Genomic DNA, 22,257 nt, shown 5'->3' with positions numbered 1-22,257 from the left:
TTGCTTATGCGAAGATGTTCCCCGTCCATCGCTTCACCTCCGTAGGCACTGACAAACTTTATCCATTTGCCATCCTAGGAGGTGAAGCACTTTCCGTCCAATGGGTTTTTATTTAGTCCTGTACGACACCCCACGCCTGATGTTTGGCATACAAGGGACTAGGGGCTAGAGGCTAGGGGCTGGTCCCTTCCCCACAAACCCCAAGTTGTAGGGCGTGCGAAGCGCACCAACTGACTGGCGCGTGGTACGCGCCCTACGATTTCACCGCGAATGAACTTGCGAGACACGGTACTCGGGACTGGTCCCTTCCCCACAAACCCCAAGTCCCTAGCCTCTAGCCCCAACGTCTTACAACGCCTTCACCTTCGGATACTCACCGACTTCAAGACCGAATGATTCTGCTTGTTGCAACAGATCAAGGGCATTCCGCACATGCGCGTAGTCGACCATCATACCGTCGTACGTCACCGCCGCTTTCCCGGCGCGTTCTGCTTCATCCATTGCTCGCATCACCCCTTTGTTCCATTCGATCTCTTCTTTCGAGGGCGCGAAGATTTCATTGGCAATTGCGATAGCCGACGGATGAATCAGCAACGAGCCACGATAGCCAATTTCACGCACGCGTTGCAGCTGCGCCCGAACCAGCTCAAGATCACTCACTTCTAGTGATCCTGCGGCTAACGGATACTCGATGCCAGCCGCGCGCGCGGCGAGTAATACATGAGAGGCAAGATACAACGTTTCAAAGCCATTACGGGTCCAGCGATAGCCAATCGCTTTGGTTACATCACCAGAACGAGCACCAACCCCACCAACAATATTGCCCATGCGTTCACAGGCGCTGATCAACTCATACGCATTCATCAGACCTTTCGCGGTCTCTGGAATGGCAACAATCTCCACTGAACCAATCGGCAGTCCAGCTTTGCGTTCGTAATGCTCAAGCCAGGCATCGACCTTGAGAATCTCTTCTCTCTTCTCCAACTTGGGAACCGCAACCGCAACGAGCCCTGGGACGACGATCGCTTCGATATCATCACTGGTCAGGCCGGTATCAACCCCGTTCACACGCACAACGGTGGGCATGCCACGTTTATGCGAGCGCTCAATACCTGCGCGGACGATCGGACGGGCCTCTGCTTTTTCGGCAATCGGGACCGCATCTTCAAGGTCAATGATAAGTGCATCGGGTTTGTATTTTGGTGCCTTGTCGATCCACTCAGCGCGATTGCCGGGAACGAACAGAATCGAACGATAGAGTTTCATCAGCAGCTCCCTCCGTTAGTAGAATCAATGTCTGTTCGGAGGGCTTACTCTGTCCCGAGGGAGGTCGTCAAGGGTTCTGGCTCGGTTCACGGACAAACGGCACGATCAACCAACACAACGCCGTCCCCAGTGCGCTCATGAAAATCAACAGCGGAAAACCAGCAACCTCATACAACCACCCACCCACGATTCCTCCACTGCTGCTGCCAAGATTTAACGTCGCCATCAACAGCGCAAAGACCGTGCCTGCGGCTTGCACTGGGCACATGCGCGCGGCGAGGTCGAGCACTGCCAGATGAGTCACCTGGTTAATCATGCCGGAGAAAAAAAACAGACCAACTGCTGAGCGCGGCCCCACTAATCCTAAGAAGCTCAAGGTCGACAACACGCCCAGCGCAACAGCGAGGAACAACAGTCTGTTCAGCGGCAATGAGCGACCATACAGGAGAAACAGCAGCGCCCCAATGACGCTCCCGACTTGGGCACATGCCCCGAGAGTACCGATGAAAACTTTTGAGAATCTGAGAACGTCGGTTTGGTAATATAGGAGTGGCGTGCCAAAGGAGGGGCTAAAGTTCCACAGAAAGAGGAAGGCAACACTCGTCCACAACATCGGCATCGTCATGACATGGCGGAGGGCAGAAAGCGTATGAGTAAACGTTGCCTGCGCAGTATCGGCTGGAGGTTCACGAACTAACCAGAAGGTAACGGTCATCAGGATGAGAGGAAAAACGGCGGCCAGAAAAAATACACTACGCATTGATGTATAGGTTGCCAAATAGCCACCGAGGAATTGTGCGAGAATCAAGGCCACACTCAGCGTAGCCCACTGGATCGCTTGAAAACTACCGGTGAGCCGTCGAGGCTGGCCGGTTTCTACCATCAAGGCATCGGTCATCACATCGGTAAAGGCAAGGGTCGCAGCACAGAGAGTGAGTACAGCCAGCAGGAGAACATACGAAACAGAGGAGAACGTTAACACTCCCCAACCGACCGCGCCGATCAGGGCCATCAAGATGAGATAGCTTTTGCGACGATAGCCAGCAAACGGCACACTATCCGACATGAACCCATAGAGAGGCTTCAATGTCCAGCCGAGTCCAACCGTCGCCCAGAATACCCCCGATTCAGCAGCCGAGAGCTGAAAATGCTCTTTGAGATAATACTGCACTGGCTGATGCGCGAGCCCAGAAGACAGGTCAGCAAAGCCTTGCAAGAAATAGGTGATGTCAAAGAACAGCGCGAATTGACGTGTGTCGGGCTGGCGTAACACGAGCGGCAGTTGAAGCGAAGAGAGCATGAATAGGTTCGTAGCGTACGCCATGCGCACGGGAATCAATATCTATGGGTACCTCATGCGCCAACCTTTCATGCCGACGCAGTCGGCCGCACTTTCATCGCCGCATACCAACGCTGCAAATTGGCCCAGGCGGGATCAAGGGCAAACTCCCCATGATGCGCGGTTTCCAGACCGATGAACAACGTAATATCCGCAAGCGAGAATGGACCGGCAAGCCACTCCTTGCCCTGCAACCCTTCGTTGAGCAACGCCAACCGCGCAAGTAACGTTTGCCGCGCATGGGCCGAGACGTCACCTTTCGCTAACACCATGCGCGAGGCAGCGAGGTAGACCCCGATTTCGCAGCGTCGTTCCCACATTCGCACCAATGCCCGCTGCACCGGCGTTGCGCCCAACAGTGGCGGTTCGGGATACAACTCTTCAAGGTACTCAATGATGGCAAGCGATTCGGCAATGACAGTGCCATCATCCAATTCCAGAATTGGCACCCCAGCAAATAGGTTCTTTTGGCGAAATTCCGGCGTCCGTTGTTCGCCAGCTCGCAAATCCAACTCCTTGATCGGTAGCTGAAGCTTTTTCTCAGCAAGATAGATTCGCATCTTGCGGGGGTTCGGCGCTCGTTTGGTGTCGAGATACAGGAGCATACCCTTCTCCTTTCGCTCGGTAATCAGACGTAATTGCTATCCGTGGGTATACCGTGTAGGAGGCGGAAAGGCAAAAGGGAAGTAAGGGAACCGCTATGGATGTGTTAATCACCTGTCCATCTCAGCGCGACCGCACTGCGTTGGCTGCCATCGAAGGCTACCGCTTTCATCTGCTCGATGCCCCACTGAACCCGCGTACGCCGTCACCCGAACTCGATCTCCTCGCCTATACAGATCTGTGTCGCGAGTATATCCGGAAGCATCACATCGATGCAGTTTTTTATTCACGGGATGTCGCCGATATCGTCGCTGCCGCTTTATGCGAAGAGTTTGGTTTTCGTGGTCCCAGCGTCGAATCAGTGTTTCTCTGTTTGCATAAGTATTATTCGCGCCTGAGTGAGTCAGCTCCGGTCCGTTGTGCAGCACTCGACCTCCATGCTGAGAATCCCTCGGTGCCAGGCTACCCCTGTTACATCAAACCGCCGTGGCTCAATCTCGGTATTCTGGGTTTCAAGCTTGAGTCACCACAGGATCTGCACCATGCCCTCACTGTGGCGCGACGCGAATATGGCTCTTGGTCACCACTCTACTTCCCCTTTTTTCGTCGTTATATCGATCAGCAGAGATATCCACTAGCCGCACGTGACATCATGTTAGTCGAGGAGTTCATCGACGGACCTCAAGTAACGGTCGAAGGCTGGGTAGAGGATAATCAGCCGTATATCTGGGCGATCACCGACACGAACACCTACCCCGGCACGCGGGTCATAGACAACTTTTCATTGCCGTCGCGTCATTCACCGCGCATACAAATGTTGCTGGAAGAACGCGCGAAGGAAGCAATCGGCAATGTCGGCTTGAATAATGGATTTTTCAATATCGAGTTCTGGTGTCATGAGGACACAGCCACGTTAACCGAGATTAACGGGCGCGCAGCAACGTGCTTTTACAATCTGTACCGTCGTTGTCTGAACTCCTGCGTGTATGAGGCAGGACTGGCGTTGGCTACTGGTCGTCGACTCGTTCCGTCTTCGACGTCCACCGGTGCTGTCGGCGGGCAATTTAATTTCATTACCTTTGCGGAAGACCAAGCCGAGCATCTTTTCGATTTTGCCCAGGCACGTGCACTACCGCAACTGACGCGGTATGTGTCGCCAGGCGATCGCGTCAAACAAGTCAGTGAGTTCGGCACCGTGTTGGCGCAGATTGACCTGTTTGGTGGTAGCTACGAAGAAATTCATGATGAGGCTCAACGACTGCGGCGCTTGCTGCTGAGGAAGCCCGAGTCATCGCCGTGGTGATATGATGTGCAGATTCGTTGCCTACCTGGGCCAAGCAATTCCGCTGGCACGCGTAGTGAGTGAGACTGAACATTCACTCGTAGTGCAGAGCTATCAGCCGCGCGAGATGACATCTGGCGTCGTCAACGCCGATGGCTTCGGTGTCGGTTGGTACAATCGTGCGCTCGACCCAACCCCATGTGTCTACACCAATATCACCCCGATCTGGAGCGACCGCAATCTTCCTGGTCTCAGCAAACACATTGCGTCAGATTGCATTTTCGCCAACGTGCGGAGTGCCACCCCTGGCCAGGCAGTTGATCAAAGCAACTGTCAGCCCTTTGCTTATCAGCGGTTTCTCTTCATGCATAACGGTTATATCGAGAATTTCCGCCAAACCCTCATGCGTCGCATCCGTGAAACGTTACGTGACGAGTATTACAGCACTATCGGTGGCACGACCGACTCAGAACACGTCTTTGCGTTGTTTCTCAATTTTCTTCATGCACGAGCGGCAACAGCACAAGCCATGAGTGAGGCGCTGCACGCAACCATTCGACAATTGGCCCTTTGGGCACGACCACAGCAGTTACATGTTGCACTGAACCTCGCGGTAACCAATGGCGAATCCCTTGTTGTTTCACGTTTCTCAACCGCAACACCAGCACCGTCCCTCTACTATCAACAGCGTTCAGCCTTGTTTCCTAACGCCACGATAGTCGCCTCAGAACGCTTATCGTCACAGGTAGAGTGGAACGTCATACCTGAGAGTTGTGTCTTAGCGATCGACCACGACTTACGTGCAGAGACCATCCCGTTATCCATCTCATAAGTGGCAACATTATGCGAACCCCAACGGAATACCTCGCCGTGCTGGAAGAGGCGCGAAATCGTACACTGCGACTCGTTGCTGCGGTGGCAGATCCAGATCTCCGTCGCCAGGTTCACTCCGAGTTTAGCCCGGTTGGTTGGCACCTTGGTCATATCGGGGTCGTCGAGTCGTTTTGGCTTCGCCAACAATGTCAAAGACAAGCCTCACTTTCGCCGTTTTATGACTTCTTCTTCACTCCAACAGAGAATCCGAAGACAAAACGGGGCCAGTTGCCACCCCGTGAGGAAATGCTGACTTACCTGAGCACTGTTCGAGCCGAGACGGCGCGGTTTCTTGCACAGGCTTCATTTCACACCTCACATCCTCTGTTACAGCATGGCAACATCTTCTCCATGCTCCTGCAACACGAAGAGCAGCATTTGGAAACCATGCTCATTATTCTCCAACTCTTGGGCGCAGCCCAGTGTGAATCTGTCTCCAATAACTGCACCGAAGTGGAGTGGCGGAATCAGGTCTATCACCGCTATTCGCCATTTTTTGGTCATACTGCCGGACTACACCCGACAGGACGGATGAATTATCTCCCGGAAAGAACTGTTCCTATCGGCAGCGACGACATACGCGAGACGTTGGACAACGAGCGTCCGCGCCATGAAGTGCGCCTCTCCGCATCCTCTATCGATCAGTGGCCAGTCACGAATGGTGAATTCATCCACTTCGTAGAGGATGGTGGGTATGAACGCTCACGCTACTGGACTACGGGTGGTTGGCGCTGGTGTCAGGACGAAAGAGTTCGGCACCCACGCTACTGGCGACAGCTCTCTGCTGGACGCTGGATCGAACTGGACTTTGGCTACGCATCACCCCTAGTGCTTGAACAGCCAGTACGGTGCGTAAGCTGGTACGAGGCTGATGCGTACGCACGATGGGTTGGAAAACGCTTGCCAACCGAAGCCGAATGGGAATATGCAGCGACAAGTAACGAGCTAAGTGGGACAGGCCGAGTGTGGGAGTGGACATCAACGTGGTTTCACCCTTACCCAGGTTTTCGTGCCCATCCCTATGAAGGATATTCAGTGCCGTACTTCGATCAGCAGCATCGCGTGTTACGTGGCGGGTCATGGGTAACCCAAGAGCACATCCGCCGTTCAGCATTTCGCAATTGGTATCATCCTGGCATGCGGGCGATATTCTCTGGTTTTCGCTGTGCCAAGGACGACGATTGACGCATAACCTCGACACCACAGCGTCGCCGCCTCTCTTCTCGTGGTTGTCATAGGGAAAGGAAAGACGAGATGACAATGGACACGCAACACTCGGGAGGTCACCGCCTTCGCATCACCACTCCAGTCGAGATTCGCTCACATTTCTGTGAGGATGTCACTACGGGTTTGCAGCGCTCGCAAAAGACGATTCCACCCAAGTATTTTTACGATCGCCGCGGCTCGCTTTTATTTGAGCAGATTTGCCAACAACCGGAATATTACCTTACCCGCACCGAAGCGAGTATTCTGCAGACCCACGCTGCCGATATTTGGGATGAAATCGGCGATTGTACGATTGTTGAGTTAGGCAGTGGCAGTTCGGTGAAAACACGCTTGCTCTTTGATGAAGGACAGCGCCGGAATCTCGAGCTGCGCTACGTGCCAATCGACATTAGTGCGCCCATGCTCGAAGCGACGGCGAAAGCGTTGGTCGGTGAATATCCTCATATGATCGTCGATGCTTTGGCCACTGATTATCTCAACGGATTGACAGCCTTGCCCAATGGCAAACCGCGGCTCGTCATTTTCTTGGGTAGCAATCTTGGCAACTTCACTCGCGAAGAGCAAAAGCAGCTCTTCGCTAAACTGACCGAGACCTTAAAGCCAGGAGACTTTTTTCTCTTAGGCTGCGACTTACAAAAACCGATCGACATTCTTGAACCTGCCTACAATGATGCTGCCGGTGTGACCGCCGCGTTCAATCTGAATCTGCTCCAACGCATGAATCGTGAGTTAGCGGCACGGTTTGATCTCTCTCGCTTCTCGCATCTAGCCTTTTATAATCAGGAACTACACCAAATTGAAATGCACTTACTCAGCGAGAAGCAACAGCAGGTGACGATTTCCGGCCTTAATCTCCATATCCCCTTTCGCGCGGAAGAAACGATTCACACAGAAATCTCGCGTAAATTCTCGCCGACTGAGATCAGTGCCCAACTCGCAGCATGCGGCTTCTTGCAGCGGGCATTGTGGATGGATCCTCGCGGCTGGTTCATGGTGGCACTCTTTCGTTTCGTGGGCAAACCAACCGAGGCATAACCAATGCCACTTGACGATAAGAAGCCAACTCTCGTGCTTGTCGCGACGGGTGGCACCATCAGCATGGTCTGGGATGCAAAGCAGGGGACCAGCGTTCCAGCGTTGAAGGCTGCGGATCTCCTGGCACGCTCCTCGTACACACCAAATATCACAGTCCGTGCCATCGACCTCGACTATAATACCGGGAAGATTGAGCACCTGCTGAGCTTGGCGCGTTGTCTTCGGGAAACAGGAGACAGTCAGGTCGATGGCATCGTCGTCACGCACGGAACCGACGCGTTAGAGGAAGTGGCGTATGGCATTGACGAGGTGCTTGCGGCACCTGTTCCGATCGTGTTCACCGGCGCAATGCGTCCAAATTGGGCCAGTGATTTCGATGGCATCAGCAACCTCAACAACGCCATTAGTCTTGCAACAACAACCTCGTCTGCATACGGCGTGCTGGTAACGATGAACAATGACATCTTTGAAGCCTGGAGTGTGTACAAAAGCGATACGACTGCGCTTGATGCGTTTGCTGCCCGGCGCGGCGCTCCGTACGGAGGGATTCTCGGAGATCGGGTCAGTTGTCCGTGGAAACCGACACTGCGAAAACGCTTCGCTAGGATTCCGGAGTCACTGCCAGCGTCAGTGCCCATCCTTATGATGGGTATCGCGGATGATGGCAGTCTCTTGAACAAACTTTCAGAGACTTCTCTCCACGGGCTGGTCGTCGCCGGGATGGCAACAGGCACGATACCACCCACAGCAAGAAAGCGAGTGTTACAGCTCGCTGCGCGTGGGGTACCGGTTGTTCTCTGCTCAAGCGCAGTAAGTGGCACGACTGCCGACGAGCGCTATTATCCACACGCATATGATGATTTGCACAATGCTGGTGTGGTGATTGAAAACTGGCTCTCTCCTCGCAAGGCGCGGATACGGTTGATGCTCAGTTTAGCGTTGCATGAGCCGTATGTGCCATTTGGTGAGGGACTGTCCATTGCGTAGCGTGCGCACTGCGCACGCTACGCACCACCAATTATCTCGCTTTCAACCCTGCCTCCCGCGCAAATCGCTCCATCAAAGCGGGCACCTCATCGAACCCTGAAGTCCACATGAAGAAAGCTAACACCACGTGATCAAGTCCGGCTTTCTCATACATGGGTAAATTGCGCAGAACATCCTCAAAGGTCTTTTCGTACGACGGCGCAGCATACGTGAGCTTGTTCGGGTCGCGTCCCGCCTGTTCTGCATACTTTCGGATCGCCTGAATTTCACGCGGCAGCGCATCAGGATTACGCCAGAGCACATGACCATACCAGCCGTCGGCCAAGGTTCCAGTTCGACGTAACGCGGCCTCGCTATGCCCGCCAATCCAAATCGGCGGATGCGGTTTCTGCACCGGTTTGGGCTCACACTTCAGTTTCGAGAAATTAATAAATTTTCCCTCAAAGTGCGGTTCAGGCTCTGTCCATAAGGCTTTCATCGCTTTGAGATATTCGTCCGTGCGAGCACCACGCTGACGATAGGGTGAATCGAGATAGGCAAATTCTTCAGCCATCCACCCCACACCTGCACCAAGGATGATTCGCCCCCGGGAAAGAACATCTAGAGTTGCCAGCATCTTTGCCGTCACCACAGGATGACGATAGGGAATGATCAACACGCCGGTCCCGAGGCGTACACGCGTTGTACAGGCAGCAACGTATCCCAGAACAGTCAACGGATCGAGAAAATCGTCGGCTGGATCAATCGGGAACTTCCCCTCGGGATGATAGGGATATTTCGATTCAATGACTGTCGGAATGACCACATGATCAGCAACCCACAACGAGTGATATCCTAAGGACTCCGCATGGCGAGAAATCGTTTGGATGCGTTCGACAACATTTTCGCGTGCCTGTGGACCAACGTGCGGTAGCACAACACCAAATTCCATAACTCCCCTCCCCGTCTGAAATCTTTGCTTTCCGCTACCACTTGCCACTGAAAGCCGTCAAGGGAGATGAAACGCAGAAACGAACGGGCGACATGGCGAATGGGCGGATGGGAGAACCAGCTACCGCCCCACCATATTTTCGTCGCCTATTCTCCCATTCCACCGTTCTTTTTCCGGTCCACCATTCATCCTTGCTTTCTTCCGTCGAGCAAGGCAAATTCTTCAACGTAGTCTCAACGAGAATAAAGCGAAAACGGAGGGACATTATGTCATCGCAACATACTGCCGAAGCGATTCACGCACGACTCAAACATCCGGTGCTCGATGCTGATGGACACTGGATCGAATTTGAACCAGCAGCGATGGAATATCTCCATAAAGTTGGTGGCGATAAAATCGTCGAACGCTATAAAAAAGTCGCCAACCAATTTGGCAATAAGAAGTGGGCGCAAACCCCTGCTGCTGAACGGCGCGAACGTCGCATGCTGCAACCTGGCTGGTGGGGCGTGCCAACTAAGAACACGCGCGATCGTGCAACTGCCATGTTGCCGAAGCTGCTCCATGAACGCATGGGGGAACTCGGCTTCGATTTTTCCGCCATTTATCCGACTTCGGGCGCCCTCTTTGCTCCGTTTCTGCGTGACGAGGAGATACGACGTGCCGCCTGTCGCGCCTTCAATCTGTATACGGCCGACCAGTTCGCTGGATTGGGGGATCGTCTCGCACCCGCCGCAGTGGTACCGATGTATAGCCCGCAAGAAGCGCTCGAAGAGCTAGAATTCGCCGTCAAACAACTCGGCTTCAAGGTTGTCATGCTTGGCAGTTTACCGCGCCGACCTGTAGCCGCCGTTGCCAAATCTAATCCAGAAGCTAGTCGCTATGCGGTGTGGCACGATGTGCTCGGACTCGACAGTGAATTCAACTACGACCCAGTCTGGGCGAAATGTATCGAACTGGGTGTCTCCCCAGCCTTCCACTCGGCCTCATCAGGAATCGGCCTACGCACGTCGATCTCGAATTTTGTTTACAACCACATTGGCCACTTCGGTCAAGCCGGCGAAGCCGTGTGCAAAGCATTGTTCATTGGCGGTGTCACTCGTCGTTTCCCCAAACTGAAATTCACCTTCCTTGAAGGCGGCGTCGGTTGGGCATGCGGCCTCTATAGTGATCTCATCGGCCACTGGAAGAAACGCAATGCCGATGCCCTCGAAGACACGAATCCTGCCAATCTCAATCGTGAAATGCTAGTCGATTATATCCAACGCTACGGTTCCAAAGCTTTCGTGAGTGTTCTTGACCAGCTAGAGCCTGGAGTTGGACTGTTGATGGAGCGTCCCGAGCAACTCGACGACTTCGCTGCGTGTGGCATCAAGAAGGCGTCAGACATTCGGGATCTTTTTGTCCCTCATTTCTATTTTGGTTGCGAAGCCGATGATCCAGTCAACTCATGGGCCTTCAAGAACAAAGTAAATCCTTATGGCGCGCGCTTGAACGCGGTCTTCGGTTCGGACATTGGTCACTTCGATGTGCCAAACATGACGGATGTTCTCCCTGAAGCCTACGAAGGAGTTGAAGACGGCGTGTTGAACGAAGAAGATTTCCGTGACTTTGTCTTCGGCAATCCGGTGCGCTTGTGGACCGGCATGAATCCGAATTTCTTCAAAGGCACAGCCGTTGAATCGCAGGTCCAGAAGTTTCTCAAGGAAACTAACGGGTCGGCCTCTGCGTAAACCCTGGGGGCGTAGCACAGCTACGCTCCTATCATCCTCGCCCCTTAAAGAAATCTTCACAATCTGCTAAGCACCGTAGCTATGCACCATACACGCTGCTGCCGATTGTCCTTGTGGATTGTGACCACCCTCTTCTCCCTGAGTTTCCTCACTGCACCGGCTTTTGCGCAAGACACACCGCGTAAGAAGAAAAGCGAGCCGCGTGACACCGATACAGAAGACGAGGAAAAACCGAGCAAGAAAAAGAGGACCGAAAAGGAGAAAAAACCGCAGCTGCAGATTCTCGGTAGCAAGGTCGCCTACAGCGCGCCCCGACGCTGGACAAAGCCGCAGACCTCCACTCGTGAAAAGCTTGAAGCCTTGCAGTTTGTGATTCCTCTCCCTTCTGCGAGTGGCACTTCTCGGGTGACCAGTGCCATCGTCGTCGCTGAACCGAATGCGGACAAAATGTCCCTCACTGACTTCAGCAACAGCAAACTGCCGAGGAAATATCCGGCAGGCACTATCGTCGCCGATCAGGCAGATGGGGATTCATGGCGCACGGTGGTATCGCATGTCCATGAAGCTAACCCGCCTTACACCGTCGTCGATCGCTTCGGAGTCGCATCTGGATTGCGAGTACATTTTCGTGTCATTTTCCCCAAAGAAGACGACGCCAAAGCTTCCTGGCTAAAAACACTGGGACAGGAAAGTAACGATTTCATACGCAGCTTATCCATTGGCAATAAGAATAAAGTTTCCGCCGATCTCTTCTACGACGCTGGCCAGTGGGGACTGCGCGCGGCAAAGCCAGGAAAGAGTGTCGCCACCAAGGACACCGGGAAAGATCCCCAGAAACCAAAGCAAGACGTCCAGAAGGCAAAAGCAACGCCTGTAAAAAAGACGCCGGTGAAGAGCTCACCAAAAGTTGGAGAAGAATTTTCGCAGTAGGACAGTACGCATGCCACCCAAAGAACCCGCTCAACTGTGGATCTGGACGATTGTTGTCGTGCTGATCTTCTTCTGCGTGCCCTATTTCTTTATCGGTACGTATGAACCGTTAGTCTTTGGCATTCCGTTGTGGTTTCTGACCGTTCTTGCAGCAGCCCTCGTGCTAACCGCATTCACCGTGTATATCGTGTTGCGACAGTGGCGACTGGCGGAGACGACACTTGGAGAGGACGACTAATACAAAGCTAAAGGTCTCAAGCTACCGGGAAGAAAAGAACCTCTACAGCCTGAAGCCGACAGCCTATAGCCTTTTTTCTCCTGACTACTGATTACTGACTACTTTTTTGCATCACGCACCCACATATGGCACCACAAGATTCCGGCCTTGGCTTCGATGCCCTTATTATTCTCTCGCTGTATCTGCTGAGTAACATCTTCATCGGTTATTTCGCGTACCGGTCGGGCGAGACCTGGCATGCGCGAGATTATTTCCTCGGCGGCAAAAGCACTGGAGCGCTGGTGCTCTTCTTTGCCATGCTCGCGACCAAATTCAGCGGTAATACCTTCTTTGGTTTACCTGGGCAATCCTATCGAGTTGGCCTGATGGCAGTGACGTTGATTCCCTTCACTATCGCCATCTCACTCGGCTTTCTGACCTACGCCCCTCGCCTCTATGTCCTGTCGAAAAAGTATGACTATCTCACACCGTCAGATTACTACGCGGACCGCTTCGATAGTCGGGTCCTGCGTTTGTGGACCTCCGTGTTTCTTATTCTGACGGTCATTCCATATTTGATGATACAGACGACAGCGATGGGCCACGCGTTTGTTGGTTTTACTGGTGGTCGTTATACGTTTGCCACTGGAGTGATTTACATCTTCGCTGGGATGCTTATCTATGTACTGCTCAGCGGTTGGCGTGGCGTCGTCTGGGCTGAGGTCTTGCAGGGTGGACTCCTGTGGCTTGCGATCGTCGTCGCCGCCGTTGTGCTAGTGCGGTGGGAAGGTGGACTCGCCGCCGTTATCCAACAGGCAGTGACAGTCGCGCCAGAGAAAATCGCCGTCCCTGATTCATTTGCAACCTTAACGCGTTCGTACCTGCTCTTGGCTCTGGTGTTCGGTTTCGGTGGGTCGATGTATCCACAAATTATTCAGAGTGTGTATGCCGCAAAAAGCGAGAAAGCGTTACGCCGTGGACTAGCGATGATGATTCCCAATTATTTTATCGTCATGCTCGCGGTCGTTTTGATTGGGCTCGTCGGAATCATCCGGTTACACGACCTCAAGACCATTGAAGCGGACCAGGTGTTAGCCCAACTCCTTAGTCGGCAAGCTGAGAGTGCCTATTGGATCGCAATCCTCGTGTTCTTGGGAGCAGCGGCCGCCATTATGTCGACAGCAGCCGGAGTTTTACTGACGTTGTCGTCTATGGTCACGCATGACCTCTATCGACAGTTTGTGAGACCACAGGCAAATGAAGAAGAAATTGCCATCGTTGGCCGCGGGTTCACAGTTGCGATTCTTATTCTGGTCACCCTCCTCTCGCTCCACCCAATCGCAACCCTGTGGCAATTGACGCTCATCAAATTTGAGTTCTTGATGCAACTCTATCTGCCCATGATTCTTGGTCTCTATTGGCCACGGTTTACCCGCACTGCCGCGATTGTCGGGCTTGCTGCCGGAACAGTAAGCCTTCTGGCCATGGTACTCACCAGCTGGAAGCACATCGGGGTGTTCGATGCAGGAGTGACGGCGTTTCTGATCAACATCGTTGTCTCCGTTGTTGTAACACTGCTCAAACAACCGAGCACCGACGAACAGCAGCGAGTGCAGGAGCGGTTTTTTGCGCTATTTGAGCCAAAGGCTCCAGCGCAAAACCTCACTCCGGTTTCCTCTCAGGAAATTGTTCACCCTTCGACAACCTCAGGGTGAACGGACGAAATGATCACGTTGAACTTCCGTAGCCGTTCGTGCCGAGTCCTGAGCCGTGTCGAAGGATCAAGGCACGTGAGTTCCGTCATCGCAGATCGATAATCTGGCGATACAACCCCAACGGATCAGTCGAAGGCGTAGCCGAGTACGACACGTTCACACAAATCACTTCCTCAACAACTCCTTCATACGCAGCGATACGTTTGCGACACTCCGCTGGAGTGCCAGCAATTGTCAAACGATCGATCGCTTCATCAGGAATTGCCTCGGCGGCTTGCTTGAACTTGCCTTGTGGCGCCAATTTCTGAGCGGTGTCCGCAGCCGCGGAGAACCCTTGTTCTCGTAACAGGAAGTCATAGTATGGGTGTGGTAACGGCGAGAACAGACGACAAATCGCTTCGCGAGCCGCTTGCCGTGCCTGTTCGCGGTCATCACTGACCGAGACAAAAATCGCCATCACATAGCCGAGGGATCGCGGATCACGCCCAGCGTGCGCTGCCGCCTCACGGACGCGAGGCTGTAGCACGTCGCGTAGATATTCCACCGACCCCATCGCGCCGATGGCGACCCCGTCAGCAACCTGCCCAGCAACTTTCACCATGCGAGGAAAGATCGCCGACAGGTAAATAGGAATGCTCTCACGCAACGGCTGCACGGCTGGGGTCCACTGCATGCGGTGAATCTTTCCTTCATATTTCATCGGTGTCCCCATCGGCGTTCGCACAATCTGTTTGAGACACTCAATGTACTCTTTCATCTTCTGGTAGGGCTCGACATGCGGCACCCCTTGCCAGTCTTCGTTGATATGACGATTGCCACTCCCAACACCCAACAACAGGCGTCCGCCAGACAGTTCATCCAGATCAATCGCACTCATGCCGGTCAGCATCGGGCTGCGTCCATACGCATTGAGCACATACGGCCCAAGTCGTACGTGTTGCGTAGCCATTGCCAACGCAGTGAGCGGGACAAATCCACTACGCCATGCTTCAGTGACGTAGAGGGAATCAAACCCCGCACCTTCAGCCTCTTTCGCAATCGTTACCATGTCGCGGATTTTCATCCCGCCGCCGGGAAAGATCAGTCCAAGTTTCATGGGTCCTCCTTGGCAACGCGCCTCGTGCTTCTCCTCAGCGATTTTTTCGTTGCCCTACGTGAACCCTTTTCTGCTGCCGCTCTAAGGCTGTCAAGCGGGTTGCGATCGCGTCGAGGGTCTGCTGGTGAGTGTCGGTCGTTTTGCCTTGTTGTATGTCAGTTTCGGCTTGCTGCAGTGTATACAGGGTCAGCTCCTCGATCTTCTTGAGCAACAGCATTTGCATCTCACTGAGGTCTACCCCCCGAGCTTGTATCTCGTGTGCTGGAGGAATTTCCGGCAGATGACGATTCTGCGCCACGAACGTGGCAACGTCTTTCAGTGGTCGTAGCTTGTAGTCCGACGCGAACACGTAGTCGGGCACCGTTAGTGTCGTCGAGCCAGCAATAAACGAACCCGAGGCACGGATGTTCCCATTCACGTCTAGTCGTTGGGTCGGGATCGGATTGGTGCCGACGAGCCCTATACCAACTCGTTGCTCACGGTCAATAATCATTCGTTGCACGTTCGCAGTAGCAAATCGTAATGACGGATTCGGAGAAATCTCTGCGGCATCTGGTCTGACATTGAAGAACCCCGAGCCACGCCCAAAGCTCCCACCAGAATAACCAAAGTTAAAAGCCGGGCCGGCCGCAAGGTTCGGACCAATACCATTAAAGATATCGTCTGTTGCCGCACCGCCGATATGTATGGAACCTTGACCAGAAACGACACCGAACCCTACCCGTCCGTCAGCCGCAATATCGATACTGTTGGTTGGCGCAGTTACCCCAATGCGGAATGGGCGACTGTTACTATTGGTTGCGTCTTGAATAAAGAATTGCTGGTGGTCTGCGCCAATATCCCAGGTTTGCGCAGTGAATCCACCGGAATCATTCTGCTCAAGACGGACCGCTGGGGTATTACTCGTACTGAGGTGAAGCAATAGGCCTGGAGTTGACGTACCAAAACCGACTTGCCCTGTCGCATTAACAAAGAGCGCGTGACTCGCCGCTCCTCCGAGAATCGTGAACGGCACCCTTGCACTGGTAACGTCCTCAATGGAAAACCTGTTCGCTCCGCCATTAACAGTGTCATTGGCCGTGAGCTGCCAATCGGTCGTCGGAAAACCGGCGGACACACTGGTATCCTCAAACTTGATGATCGGGGTTTCCGATTTCAGTTTGATCGTCGCACCGTCGAACTCCTCATCATTAACGCAGGGAGTTCCGACACATTGAGCACCCTGGACAATAAGGTCATCGGGGATCACGCTATCAGATAGTGCTCTCTCAGGTAGCATCGATCCAACAACGAGACACACGAAAATTCCCAAGACGCCCCTATCTGCATACCATCGCGTTAGTCGTATTTTCATGTTGCCTTCTCCTTACGAGTCCGCTGTTCGTTCTGGCACTTAACGGCGGGCTCCACGTTTCTGCGGGCCGAAGGAGCCAGCGTGTTTTTCCAAGGCTGCCAATCGAGCAGTTAGGGCCTGTATCGTCTGCTGTTGTTTACGGATCGTTTGTTCTTGTCTGGTATTGATCCGTTCTTTTTCCAATGTATACAGCGTCAGCTCCTCAACCTTTTTCAACAGCAGCATCTGCATTTCGCTCAGGTTAACCCCATTGGCTTTTATTTCACGTGCCGGCGGTATCTCGGGGAGGTGTTGCTCCTTGGCCACGTAGGCCGCGAGCTGTGGCAGTGGCATCAGTTTGTAATCCGGGGCAAACACGTAGTCAGGAACCGCCAGGGTCGTTGCACCAGCAATAAAAGAACCCGAAGCGCGGATGTTGCCGTTCACCTCCAATCGTTCAGCAGGAATCGGATTCGTTCCGGTCAGCCCGATACCAACGTTACCGACGTTGTCGATAATCATGGCTTGGACGTTCGCGGTCGCGAACCGCAGCGAGGGATTCGGAGCAACCGCCAAGGCATCTGGCCGTACGTTGAAAAATCCTGAACTTTGGCCAAAGCTCGATCCGGAATAGCCAAAATTGAAGGCCGGCCCATTGACCAAATCGGGCCCAATACCACTGAAGAGGTCCGCGGTCGCCGGGCCAGCGATATGGAGGTTTCCCTGTGGAGAGTTCGTCCCAAACCCCACCCGTCCATCAGTTGCGATAACGATACTGTCGGTTGGCGCACCAGGGCGAATACGGAAGGGGAGGCGGCTGCCATTGGGGCATCGCGGATAAAGAAGTTCGCCTCATTGCCTGCGACATCCCACGTCTGCGCGGTAAAACCGCCAGTGGCGTTCTGTTCAAACCGCAGCGCTGGAGTATTTCCGGTCGCTACGTGTAGATTGAGTACAGGCGTGGCCGTACCAACCCCTACACGCCCAATGGCATCGACAAAAAGTTAATTGGTCGGGGCTCCGCCGAGAATTGTAAACGGCACCTTTGCGTTGGCAATGTCCTCAATGGAAAATTTGTTCGCCCCACCACTCGCAGAATCATTGGCTGTGAGTTGCCAATCGACCGAAGGATCACCTGCGGCAGTGGACGTGTCGTCAAATTTGATACGGAGATTGTTTTCCTTCAAGCGAATCGTATCAAAGCCAAAACTTTCGTTATTCACACAGTCGAACCCGACACATGTAGAGCCTTGCACGATTTGGTCATCAGCCACAACCTGATCCGCCCACAGGTTGTGAGGTGACAACCAGATCCCTACTATGGCCAGCCCCACCGCTAAAACGCTGACGACTGCCGTCCTACTCCATGGCGTAGTTTTCATTTCGTTTCTCCTCTGTTTCACTCTGGCGCCCTATTCTTCCACACCCGGTACGACCAACGTCCCATTCAACACCGTGAAATAGCCGGATTGGGTTTGCGCTTGCCGCGGCAGCACCCCTTGCTGTTGCATCTGCGCAACCACAGCGGCGTCTGTTCCTGCAGCACGTGCTTGTTGCAACGCTTTGCTGACACTCGGATCAACGGGAGGAGCAACAATCAGTTCATACGTGTATTGGCCATCAGGAAACCGTTGCCCACGTTCGTCAACCACATCAAACCCAATCGGCTGTCCTGGCGTGAATTTACGACTCAGTACCCGCCCATCAGGTACGGCGACTCGCAAATCCAAGCTGGCGTATGTCACCAGTGGTTGCCAGCGCACGAACGCTGGAGAGATCATGATCTGCGCAACCGGTGTTTCTGCTTCTGCTTGGACGAGAGCCCGGTCTCCAAAGATCAATAGAGCTACTGCCAACAGCCCCCATTTGACAATCGTTCGACAACGCATATGAACCTCGTTCTTTCCTATCGTGAAGACAAAATAGTTCACGGACACCGGCGGAAGAAGATCAAGCACCAGAAGAAGAGAGAGAAGAGGAGGAAGGCTTAGACTACTCTCACATTGTTTGAGCGTCAAGAAAACTGAAAGTGATCAGCACCTCACATACGGACACATGCGTAGCTACCATCCCATATCGCGCATGCGCTCATTGACATCGGCGGCACGTTCGTCCATCTCTTGCGGTCGACGCTCTAACGGCGCGGGGAGACAGGCAACAAGCCGCGCCGCTTGGTCACGGGTCAGGTGTTTCGCCGAGGTATTATAGTAGAATTGTGCAACGGCTTCAGCACCATACACTCCAGGCCCCCATTCGATCACATTCAGATAGAGTTCCAAGATGCGGTCTTTCGTCAGTATCAACTCGGCCAGGGGAGTCAGGGCAAACTCCAAGGCTTTTCGTACGAATGAACGGTGAGTAGTGAGAAAAAGATTCTTCACTAGCTGTTGCGTGATGGTCGAGCCGCCGCGGCTGACATGACCTGAACGTTGAGCTTTGTCGAAGATGACGCCGAGTTCTCGCCAATCGATGCCACCATGATCAAAAAAGCGCGCATCTTCACTGGCAACGGCAGCATGCACAATATGCGGGGACAACTCGTCCAATGGCACGAAACGGTACCGCTTGGTGTATGGTTCTGCCAGCGAGAAGGCCTCAATGCGGCGTTGCATTTGTACGGTGGTGGTCAGTGGCGGAAACCACTTGAGATAGAACAATCCCAACACACACGCCAGATAGAAGCCCAGAACGACCTGCAGCAGCCACCGTAACAACCGTCGTGGCCAGGGCAGGAGGGGATGGGTGAGAACAATAACACGGCGATTCGGAAGAGGGCGTTTCACCTATGGGTACACATAACTCGTGAAGTGCTTTCGACTTAACGGAAACAAAAAAAAATTGCAATTTCACCCCGAGAGGTGTCAACCAAAGGTGAGTGAATTTCGTTAGTATCAGAAGACAGAACACCAGCAGCGACTTTCACAGAGGAAACGATGAGTCACGACTTACTGTTTTACGTGTTACGTGTTGCGTTGACCAATACCATAGGTGCCCTCGTGTTTGTTCTCGTTACGGCCTCGACTATCCATGCTGGGGTGAATCGGTGGACTGCCATTGGCCCAGAGGGAGGATCGGTAACGGCCTTCGTTATTGATCCGCAAACGCCAACCACCATCTATATTGGCATTTCTGGAAGTGGAGTTTTCAAGAGCAATAACAGTGGAGCGCATTGGCGACCCGCCAATGCGGGGCTTGAGGATAATGCTATTCACACCATAGTCATTGATCCCCACGCGCCAGCAATACTCTACGCTGCGACTTTTCAGTCCGTGTTTAAAAGTACAAATGGCGGAGCAAGTTGGGCTCCGATGAATAACGGCTTCCCTGATCAATTCGTTGGAGCCATTACAGCTCTTGCCATAGATCCACTTACCCCAACAACGCTATATGCCGGTACCACTCAAGGATTGTTTAAGAGTGCTGACGGGGCAGCAAACTGGACTCGGGTAAACAGCCCATCACTTCTTGATACTGACATTCGTACACTCGCGCTTGATCCAACTAACCCGCGGATTCTCTATGTTGGGACATTCCATTTTTTCCCTTGTGGAGAGCAGCGCCCGCCGTGCAGCACCCCCAGCGCATTTAAGAGCAACGATGGTGACCAGAGTTGGCAACAAATCAACCTTGATATTGCCACAGTAGCCAACAACGAGGTCCGTTTTGTCTTTGCGGCATCAGGACTCGTTTATGCCTATAATGCAGGGGGCATTCTCAAAAGTGCTGATGGCGGAACAAGCTGGATACTAGTCAGTCAGAGCCCTACCGATGACGGATACATTATCTCTCTAGCAATTGCTCCAACTCTACCACAAACGCTGCTGCTCGGTACTTCACGTGGCGCGTTTCGAAGTACCGACGAAGGTCAGTCGTGGAGCCGTTTCGGGACGAATGCTGATATGGTTAATATTGTCACACCAGATATAGGTCCATCGACGTTCGTGTATCTCGGTACTGATAATGGGGTAGTAAAGGTTTCAAGCGATGGAACCGTATCAACACGACTCAATAGTGGCTTACGTACTAAACCGATTCTCCAATTCGCTGTCGAGGGCAACTCGTCCACACTGTATGCTACTTCGGGTTCTACGCTTTTCACCAGCACAAACAATGGCGAAACGTGGGTAGAGTCTGTCGTAGCTCTCGAGAGCGCGCTCGTGACACGTCTCGTCATTGCGCCAACCGTACCCCCATCTTTGTATGCAGTGGTTGACTCACGAAGCTCGCCATTCCCTCCTTCCATCGTCAAGAGTGTGGATGGAGGAAAAACTTGGACTACTATTTTTTCTGATACGTGGTTCTCTGCATTCACCGTTGACCCCATGATCCCGACCACCCTCTATCTTATCGCGATCCCTTCCAGTCGAACCCCGCCACAGTTGCAGAAAAGTATCGACGGTGGGAATCATTGGACCACTGTATCCTTTCTCTCTGATCTCAGCGGAACCTTCGTGTTGAGGTTAGCTATCCATCCTCGTACTCCATCCCTTATCTACGCCACAACTGCAAAAGGCGTCTTCACAAGCACAGATGGTGGTGCAAGCTGGAACTTTCTAACATCGGCAGTTATTGGTGGAACCCTCGTCTTCGACCCACAGACTCCAACCACGATATACGCTTTTGGGGAGCAGTTTGCTCGAAGTGTGGATGGCGGTATGACATGGACCTCATTGGATGCCGCTGTGCGATTGAATCCCGAAGGGAACTATTCCGTCATTTCCGCTTTCGCCATCGATCCACTGAATTCGAAAATTCTCTACATTGGCCTTAATGGGGAAGGCGTGTACCGAAGTACAGACGCAGGTGCGAGTTGGGCTACGCTCAACTCGGGGCTGGTCAACAAATGGGTGACTGCATTAACCATCAATCCATTAATCCCGAACACTCTCTACGCAACCGTCGGGAACGGAAGCGCTTTTGCCCTTGACATGGGCAGTGAGTCTGCCGATCTTTCAATCACGCAAAGCGATATTCCCGACCCAGTTCAGACGGGAGATCCCCTTACCTATACCTTCGTCGTCACCAATAACGGGCCGTCTACTGCCACTGAAGTCACCATTCGAAATACCCTACCACGGGACATGACACTTGTTTCAGCTATCCACAACCAAGGCACTTGTAGAGGACAACATGCCATCGCATGCGATCTCGGAACTCTAGGTATTGGGAAAACTGCAACCTTGGCTCTGGTAGTGAAACCAAAAATTTCAGGAATAACGGGAGAGGTTCGCAACATCGCAACTGTTAGCGGCCTCGAACCTGATCCACGAACCGACAACAACACGGCAGTTGTTGTTACAACCGTTGTTGCAGCTCCAGGTCCTGACCTCGTTGGTTTCTGGAATCCCCTAAAAGAAAAGTGCAAAGGCTCAGAGGAGCTGCGACGTTGTACAATAAAAGGATCTTTGGTGGTGAAGAACCAAGGAGTTCGAGATGCAATAGTTTCATCTTTTTCATTTCGGATATCGGTCTTTGGAGTCAGTTCCTGGGCTGGACCATTCAATATTCCCGCACTGAAAGCAGGAAAGAAGATGACGATCAAAATAAACTTTTCTCTCCCTCCAGGAGCCTCCATGCAAGGACAAGCGTTATACGCCAATGTTGATCCTCATAACGAACTCTTAGAAATGAACGAACAAAACAACGGAGCAATCTCTCAACCGATTCGTTAAAGGAAACCCTACCCACGAAGG

20 protein-coding genes are annotated in these 22,257 nt (G+C 53.1%); 10 read left to right on the top strand and 10 right to left on the bottom strand.

The window, feature by feature from the left end; genetic code table 11:
* Nucleotides 1-348 precede the first annotated feature (348 nt).
* The 3 genes from FJ147_05850 to FJ147_05840 form a co-directional block, all read right to left on the bottom strand.
* Nucleotides 349-1,266 carry a CoA ester lyase gene (locus FJ147_05850; GenBank protein ID MBM4255405.1) on the bottom strand — a complete coding sequence of 306 codons (918 nt, stop codon included), beginning with the start codon at nucleotides 1,264-1,266 and terminating at the stop codon, nucleotides 349-351.
* Nucleotides 1,267-1,333: 67 nt separating this feature from the next.
* The gene (locus FJ147_05845; protein MBM4255404.1) at nucleotides 1,334-2,590 is read right to left on the bottom strand and encodes a folate/biopterin family MFS transporter; all 1,257 of its coding nucleotides are present in this window, start codon (nucleotides 2,588-2,590) and stop codon (nucleotides 1,334-1,336) included.
* Between the two features lie 44 nt (nucleotides 2,591-2,634).
* On the bottom strand, nucleotides 2,635-3,210 hold the full coding sequence (locus FJ147_05840) for a glutathione S-transferase family protein (protein MBM4255403.1): 576 nt from the start codon (nucleotides 3,208-3,210) through the stop codon (nucleotides 2,635-2,637).
* 95 nt (nucleotides 3,211-3,305) lie between these two features.
* Here FJ147_05840 and FJ147_05835 point away from each other — a divergent pair, with 95 nt between their 5' ends.
* From FJ147_05835 to FJ147_05815, 5 genes are all read left to right on the top strand, one after another.
* Nucleotides 3,306-4,511, top strand: coding sequence for an ATP-grasp domain-containing protein (locus FJ147_05835; protein ID MBM4255402.1), 1,206 nt, complete (start codon nucleotides 3,306-3,308; stop codon nucleotides 4,509-4,511).
* Between the two features lie 4 nt (nucleotides 4,512-4,515).
* Nucleotides 4,516-5,322, top strand: coding sequence for an ergothioneine biosynthesis protein EgtC (gene egtC / locus FJ147_05830; protein ID MBM4255401.1), 807 nt, complete (start codon nucleotides 4,516-4,518; stop codon nucleotides 5,320-5,322).
* 11 nt (nucleotides 5,323-5,333) lie between these two features.
* Nucleotides 5,334-6,548, top strand: coding sequence for an ergothioneine biosynthesis protein EgtB (gene egtB / locus FJ147_05825; protein ID MBM4255400.1), 1,215 nt, complete (start codon nucleotides 5,334-5,336; stop codon nucleotides 6,546-6,548).
* A 69-nt stretch (nucleotides 6,549-6,617) separates the two neighbouring features.
* Nucleotides 6,618-7,625: an L-histidine N(alpha)-methyltransferase gene (gene egtD / locus FJ147_05820; protein ID MBM4255399.1), complete on the top strand. Its 1,008-nt coding sequence runs from the start codon at nucleotides 6,618-6,620 to the stop codon at nucleotides 7,623-7,625.
* Between the two features lie 3 nt (nucleotides 7,626-7,628).
* Nucleotides 7,629-8,612: a hypothetical protein gene (locus FJ147_05815; GenBank protein ID MBM4255398.1), complete on the top strand. Its 984-nt coding sequence runs from the start codon at nucleotides 7,629-7,631 to the stop codon at nucleotides 8,610-8,612.
* A gap of 31 nt (nucleotides 8,613-8,643) precedes the next feature.
* Here FJ147_05815 and FJ147_05810 read toward each other — a convergent pair whose 3' ends face one another.
* Nucleotides 8,644-9,543, bottom strand: a complete 900-nt coding sequence (locus FJ147_05810; GenBank protein ID MBM4255397.1) for an LLM class F420-dependent oxidoreductase — start codon at nucleotides 9,541-9,543, stop codon at nucleotides 8,644-8,646.
* Between the two features lie 92 nt (nucleotides 9,544-9,635).
* Between FJ147_05810 and FJ147_05805 the strand changes: the two genes are divergently transcribed.
* The 4 genes from FJ147_05805 to FJ147_05790 all read left to right on the top strand — a co-directional run bounded on the left by FJ147_05805 (nucleotide 9,636) and on the right by FJ147_05790 (nucleotide 14,135).
* Complete coding sequence (locus tag FJ147_05805; GenBank protein ID MBM4255396.1) at nucleotides 9,636-11,273, top strand: amidohydrolase; 1,638 nt, start codon at nucleotides 9,636-9,638, stop codon at nucleotides 11,271-11,273.
* 81 nt (nucleotides 11,274-11,354) lie between these two features.
* The gene (locus tag FJ147_05800) at nucleotides 11,355-12,203 is read left to right on the top strand and encodes a hypothetical protein (GenBank protein ID MBM4255395.1); all 849 of its coding nucleotides are present in this window, start codon (nucleotides 11,355-11,357) and stop codon (nucleotides 12,201-12,203) included.
* A gap of 10 nt (nucleotides 12,204-12,213) precedes the next feature.
* Nucleotides 12,214-12,441: a hypothetical protein gene (locus FJ147_05795; GenBank protein ID MBM4255394.1), complete on the top strand. Its 228-nt coding sequence runs from the start codon at nucleotides 12,214-12,216 to the stop codon at nucleotides 12,439-12,441.
* 125 nt (nucleotides 12,442-12,566) lie between these two features.
* The gene (locus FJ147_05790) at nucleotides 12,567-14,135 is read left to right on the top strand and encodes a sodium:solute symporter family protein (GenBank protein ID MBM4255393.1); all 1,569 of its coding nucleotides are present in this window, start codon (nucleotides 12,567-12,569) and stop codon (nucleotides 14,133-14,135) included.
* 85 nt (nucleotides 14,136-14,220) lie between these two features.
* On the opposite strand, the gene FJ147_05785 is transcribed toward FJ147_05790, so the two are convergent.
* The 6 genes from FJ147_05785 to mtgA form a co-directional block, all read right to left on the bottom strand.
* On the bottom strand, nucleotides 14,221-15,231 hold the full coding sequence (locus FJ147_05785) for an LLM class flavin-dependent oxidoreductase (GenBank protein MBM4255392.1): 1,011 nt from the start codon (nucleotides 15,229-15,231) through the stop codon (nucleotides 14,221-14,223).
* Between the two features lie 34 nt (nucleotides 15,232-15,265).
* Complete coding sequence (locus FJ147_05780) at nucleotides 15,266-16,585, bottom strand: hypothetical protein (protein MBM4255391.1); 1,320 nt, start codon at nucleotides 16,583-16,585, stop codon at nucleotides 15,266-15,268.
* A 39-nt stretch (nucleotides 16,586-16,624) separates the two neighbouring features.
* Nucleotides 16,625-17,314 (bottom strand): hypothetical protein, encoded by a 690-nt coding sequence (locus tag FJ147_05775; GenBank protein MBM4255390.1) that lies wholly within the window; start codon nucleotides 17,312-17,314, stop codon nucleotides 16,625-16,627.
* Nucleotides 17,315-17,568: 254 nt separating this feature from the next.
* Nucleotides 17,569-17,946, bottom strand: coding sequence for a hypothetical protein (locus FJ147_05770; protein MBM4255389.1), 378 nt, complete (start codon nucleotides 17,944-17,946; stop codon nucleotides 17,569-17,571).
* 30 nt (nucleotides 17,947-17,976) lie between these two features.
* Complete coding sequence (locus FJ147_05765) at nucleotides 17,977-18,453, bottom strand: hypothetical protein (GenBank protein ID MBM4255388.1); 477 nt, start codon at nucleotides 18,451-18,453, stop codon at nucleotides 17,977-17,979.
* Between the two features lie 174 nt (nucleotides 18,454-18,627).
* Entirely contained in the window at nucleotides 18,628-19,278 is a 651-nt protein-coding gene (gene mtgA / locus FJ147_05760; GenBank protein ID MBM4255387.1) for a monofunctional biosynthetic peptidoglycan transglycosylase, read from the bottom strand.
* Nucleotides 19,279-19,497: 219 nt separating this feature from the next.
* Here mtgA and FJ147_05755 point away from each other — a divergent pair, with 219 nt between their 5' ends.
* Nucleotides 19,498-22,236, top strand: coding sequence for a DUF11 domain-containing protein (locus tag FJ147_05755; protein MBM4255386.1), 2,739 nt, complete (start codon nucleotides 19,498-19,500; stop codon nucleotides 22,234-22,236).
* The last annotated feature ends 21 nt before the right edge of the window (nucleotides 22,237-22,257 follow it).

The sequence above is a fragment of the Deltaproteobacteria bacterium genome (assembly GCA_016874775.1).
Lineage (GTDB): Bacteria > Desulfobacterota > Binatia > Bin18 > Bin18 > VGTJ01.
Note: the sequence above shows the minus strand (reverse complement) of the source record. Positions and strands in the feature narration are given on the sequence as shown.

What these genes read in the sequence shown, in the direction of transcription:
- FJ147_05850 (MBM4255405.1), bottom strand. Translation starts at nt 1,266, where the DNA reads ATGAAACTCTATCGTTCGATTCTGTTCGTTCCCGGCAATCGCGCTGAG.
- FJ147_05845 (MBM4255404.1), bottom strand. Translation starts at nt 2,590, where the DNA reads ATGGCGTACGCTACGAACCTATTCATGCTCTCTTCGCTTCAACTGCCG.
- FJ147_05840 (MBM4255403.1), bottom strand. Translation starts at nt 3,210, where the DNA reads ATGCTCCTGTATCTCGACACCAAACGAGCGCCGAACCCCCGCAAGATG.
- FJ147_05835 (MBM4255402.1), top strand. Translation starts at nt 3,306, where the DNA reads ATGGATGTGTTAATCACCTGTCCATCTCAGCGCGACCGCACTGCGTTG.
- egtC (MBM4255401.1), top strand. Translation starts at nt 4,516, where the DNA reads ATGTGCAGATTCGTTGCCTACCTGGGCCAAGCAATTCCGCTGGCACGC.
- egtB (MBM4255400.1), top strand. Translation starts at nt 5,334, where the DNA reads ATGCGAACCCCAACGGAATACCTCGCCGTGCTGGAAGAGGCGCGAAAT.
- egtD (MBM4255399.1), top strand. Translation starts at nt 6,618, where the DNA reads ATGACAATGGACACGCAACACTCGGGAGGTCACCGCCTTCGCATCACC.
- FJ147_05815 (MBM4255398.1), top strand. Translation starts at nt 7,629, where the DNA reads ATGCCACTTGACGATAAGAAGCCAACTCTCGTGCTTGTCGCGACGGGT.
- FJ147_05810 (MBM4255397.1), bottom strand. Translation starts at nt 9,543, where the DNA reads ATGGAATTTGGTGTTGTGCTACCGCACGTTGGTCCACAGGCACGCGAA.
- FJ147_05805 (MBM4255396.1), top strand. Translation starts at nt 9,636, where the DNA reads ATGGCGAATGGGCGGATGGGAGAACCAGCTACCGCCCCACCATATTTT.
- FJ147_05800 (MBM4255395.1), top strand. Translation starts at nt 11,355, where the DNA reads ATGCACCATACACGCTGCTGCCGATTGTCCTTGTGGATTGTGACCACC.
- FJ147_05795 (MBM4255394.1), top strand. Translation starts at nt 12,214, where the DNA reads ATGCCACCCAAAGAACCCGCTCAACTGTGGATCTGGACGATTGTTGTC.
- FJ147_05790 (MBM4255393.1), top strand. Translation starts at nt 12,567, where the DNA reads ATGGCACCACAAGATTCCGGCCTTGGCTTCGATGCCCTTATTATTCTC.
- FJ147_05785 (MBM4255392.1), bottom strand. Translation starts at nt 15,231, where the DNA reads ATGAAACTTGGACTGATCTTTCCCGGCGGCGGGATGAAAATCCGCGAC.
- FJ147_05780 (MBM4255391.1), bottom strand. Translation starts at nt 16,585, where the DNA reads ATGAAAATACGACTAACGCGATGGTATGCAGATAGGGGCGTCTTGGGA.
- FJ147_05770 (MBM4255389.1), bottom strand. Translation starts at nt 17,946, where the DNA reads ATGAAAACTACGCCATGGAGTAGGACGGCAGTCGTCAGCGTTTTAGCG.
- FJ147_05765 (MBM4255388.1), bottom strand. Translation starts at nt 18,453, where the DNA reads ATGCGTTGTCGAACGATTGTCAAATGGGGGCTGTTGGCAGTAGCTCTA.
- FJ147_05755 (MBM4255386.1), top strand. Translation starts at nt 19,498, where the DNA reads ATGAGTCACGACTTACTGTTTTACGTGTTACGTGTTGCGTTGACCAAT.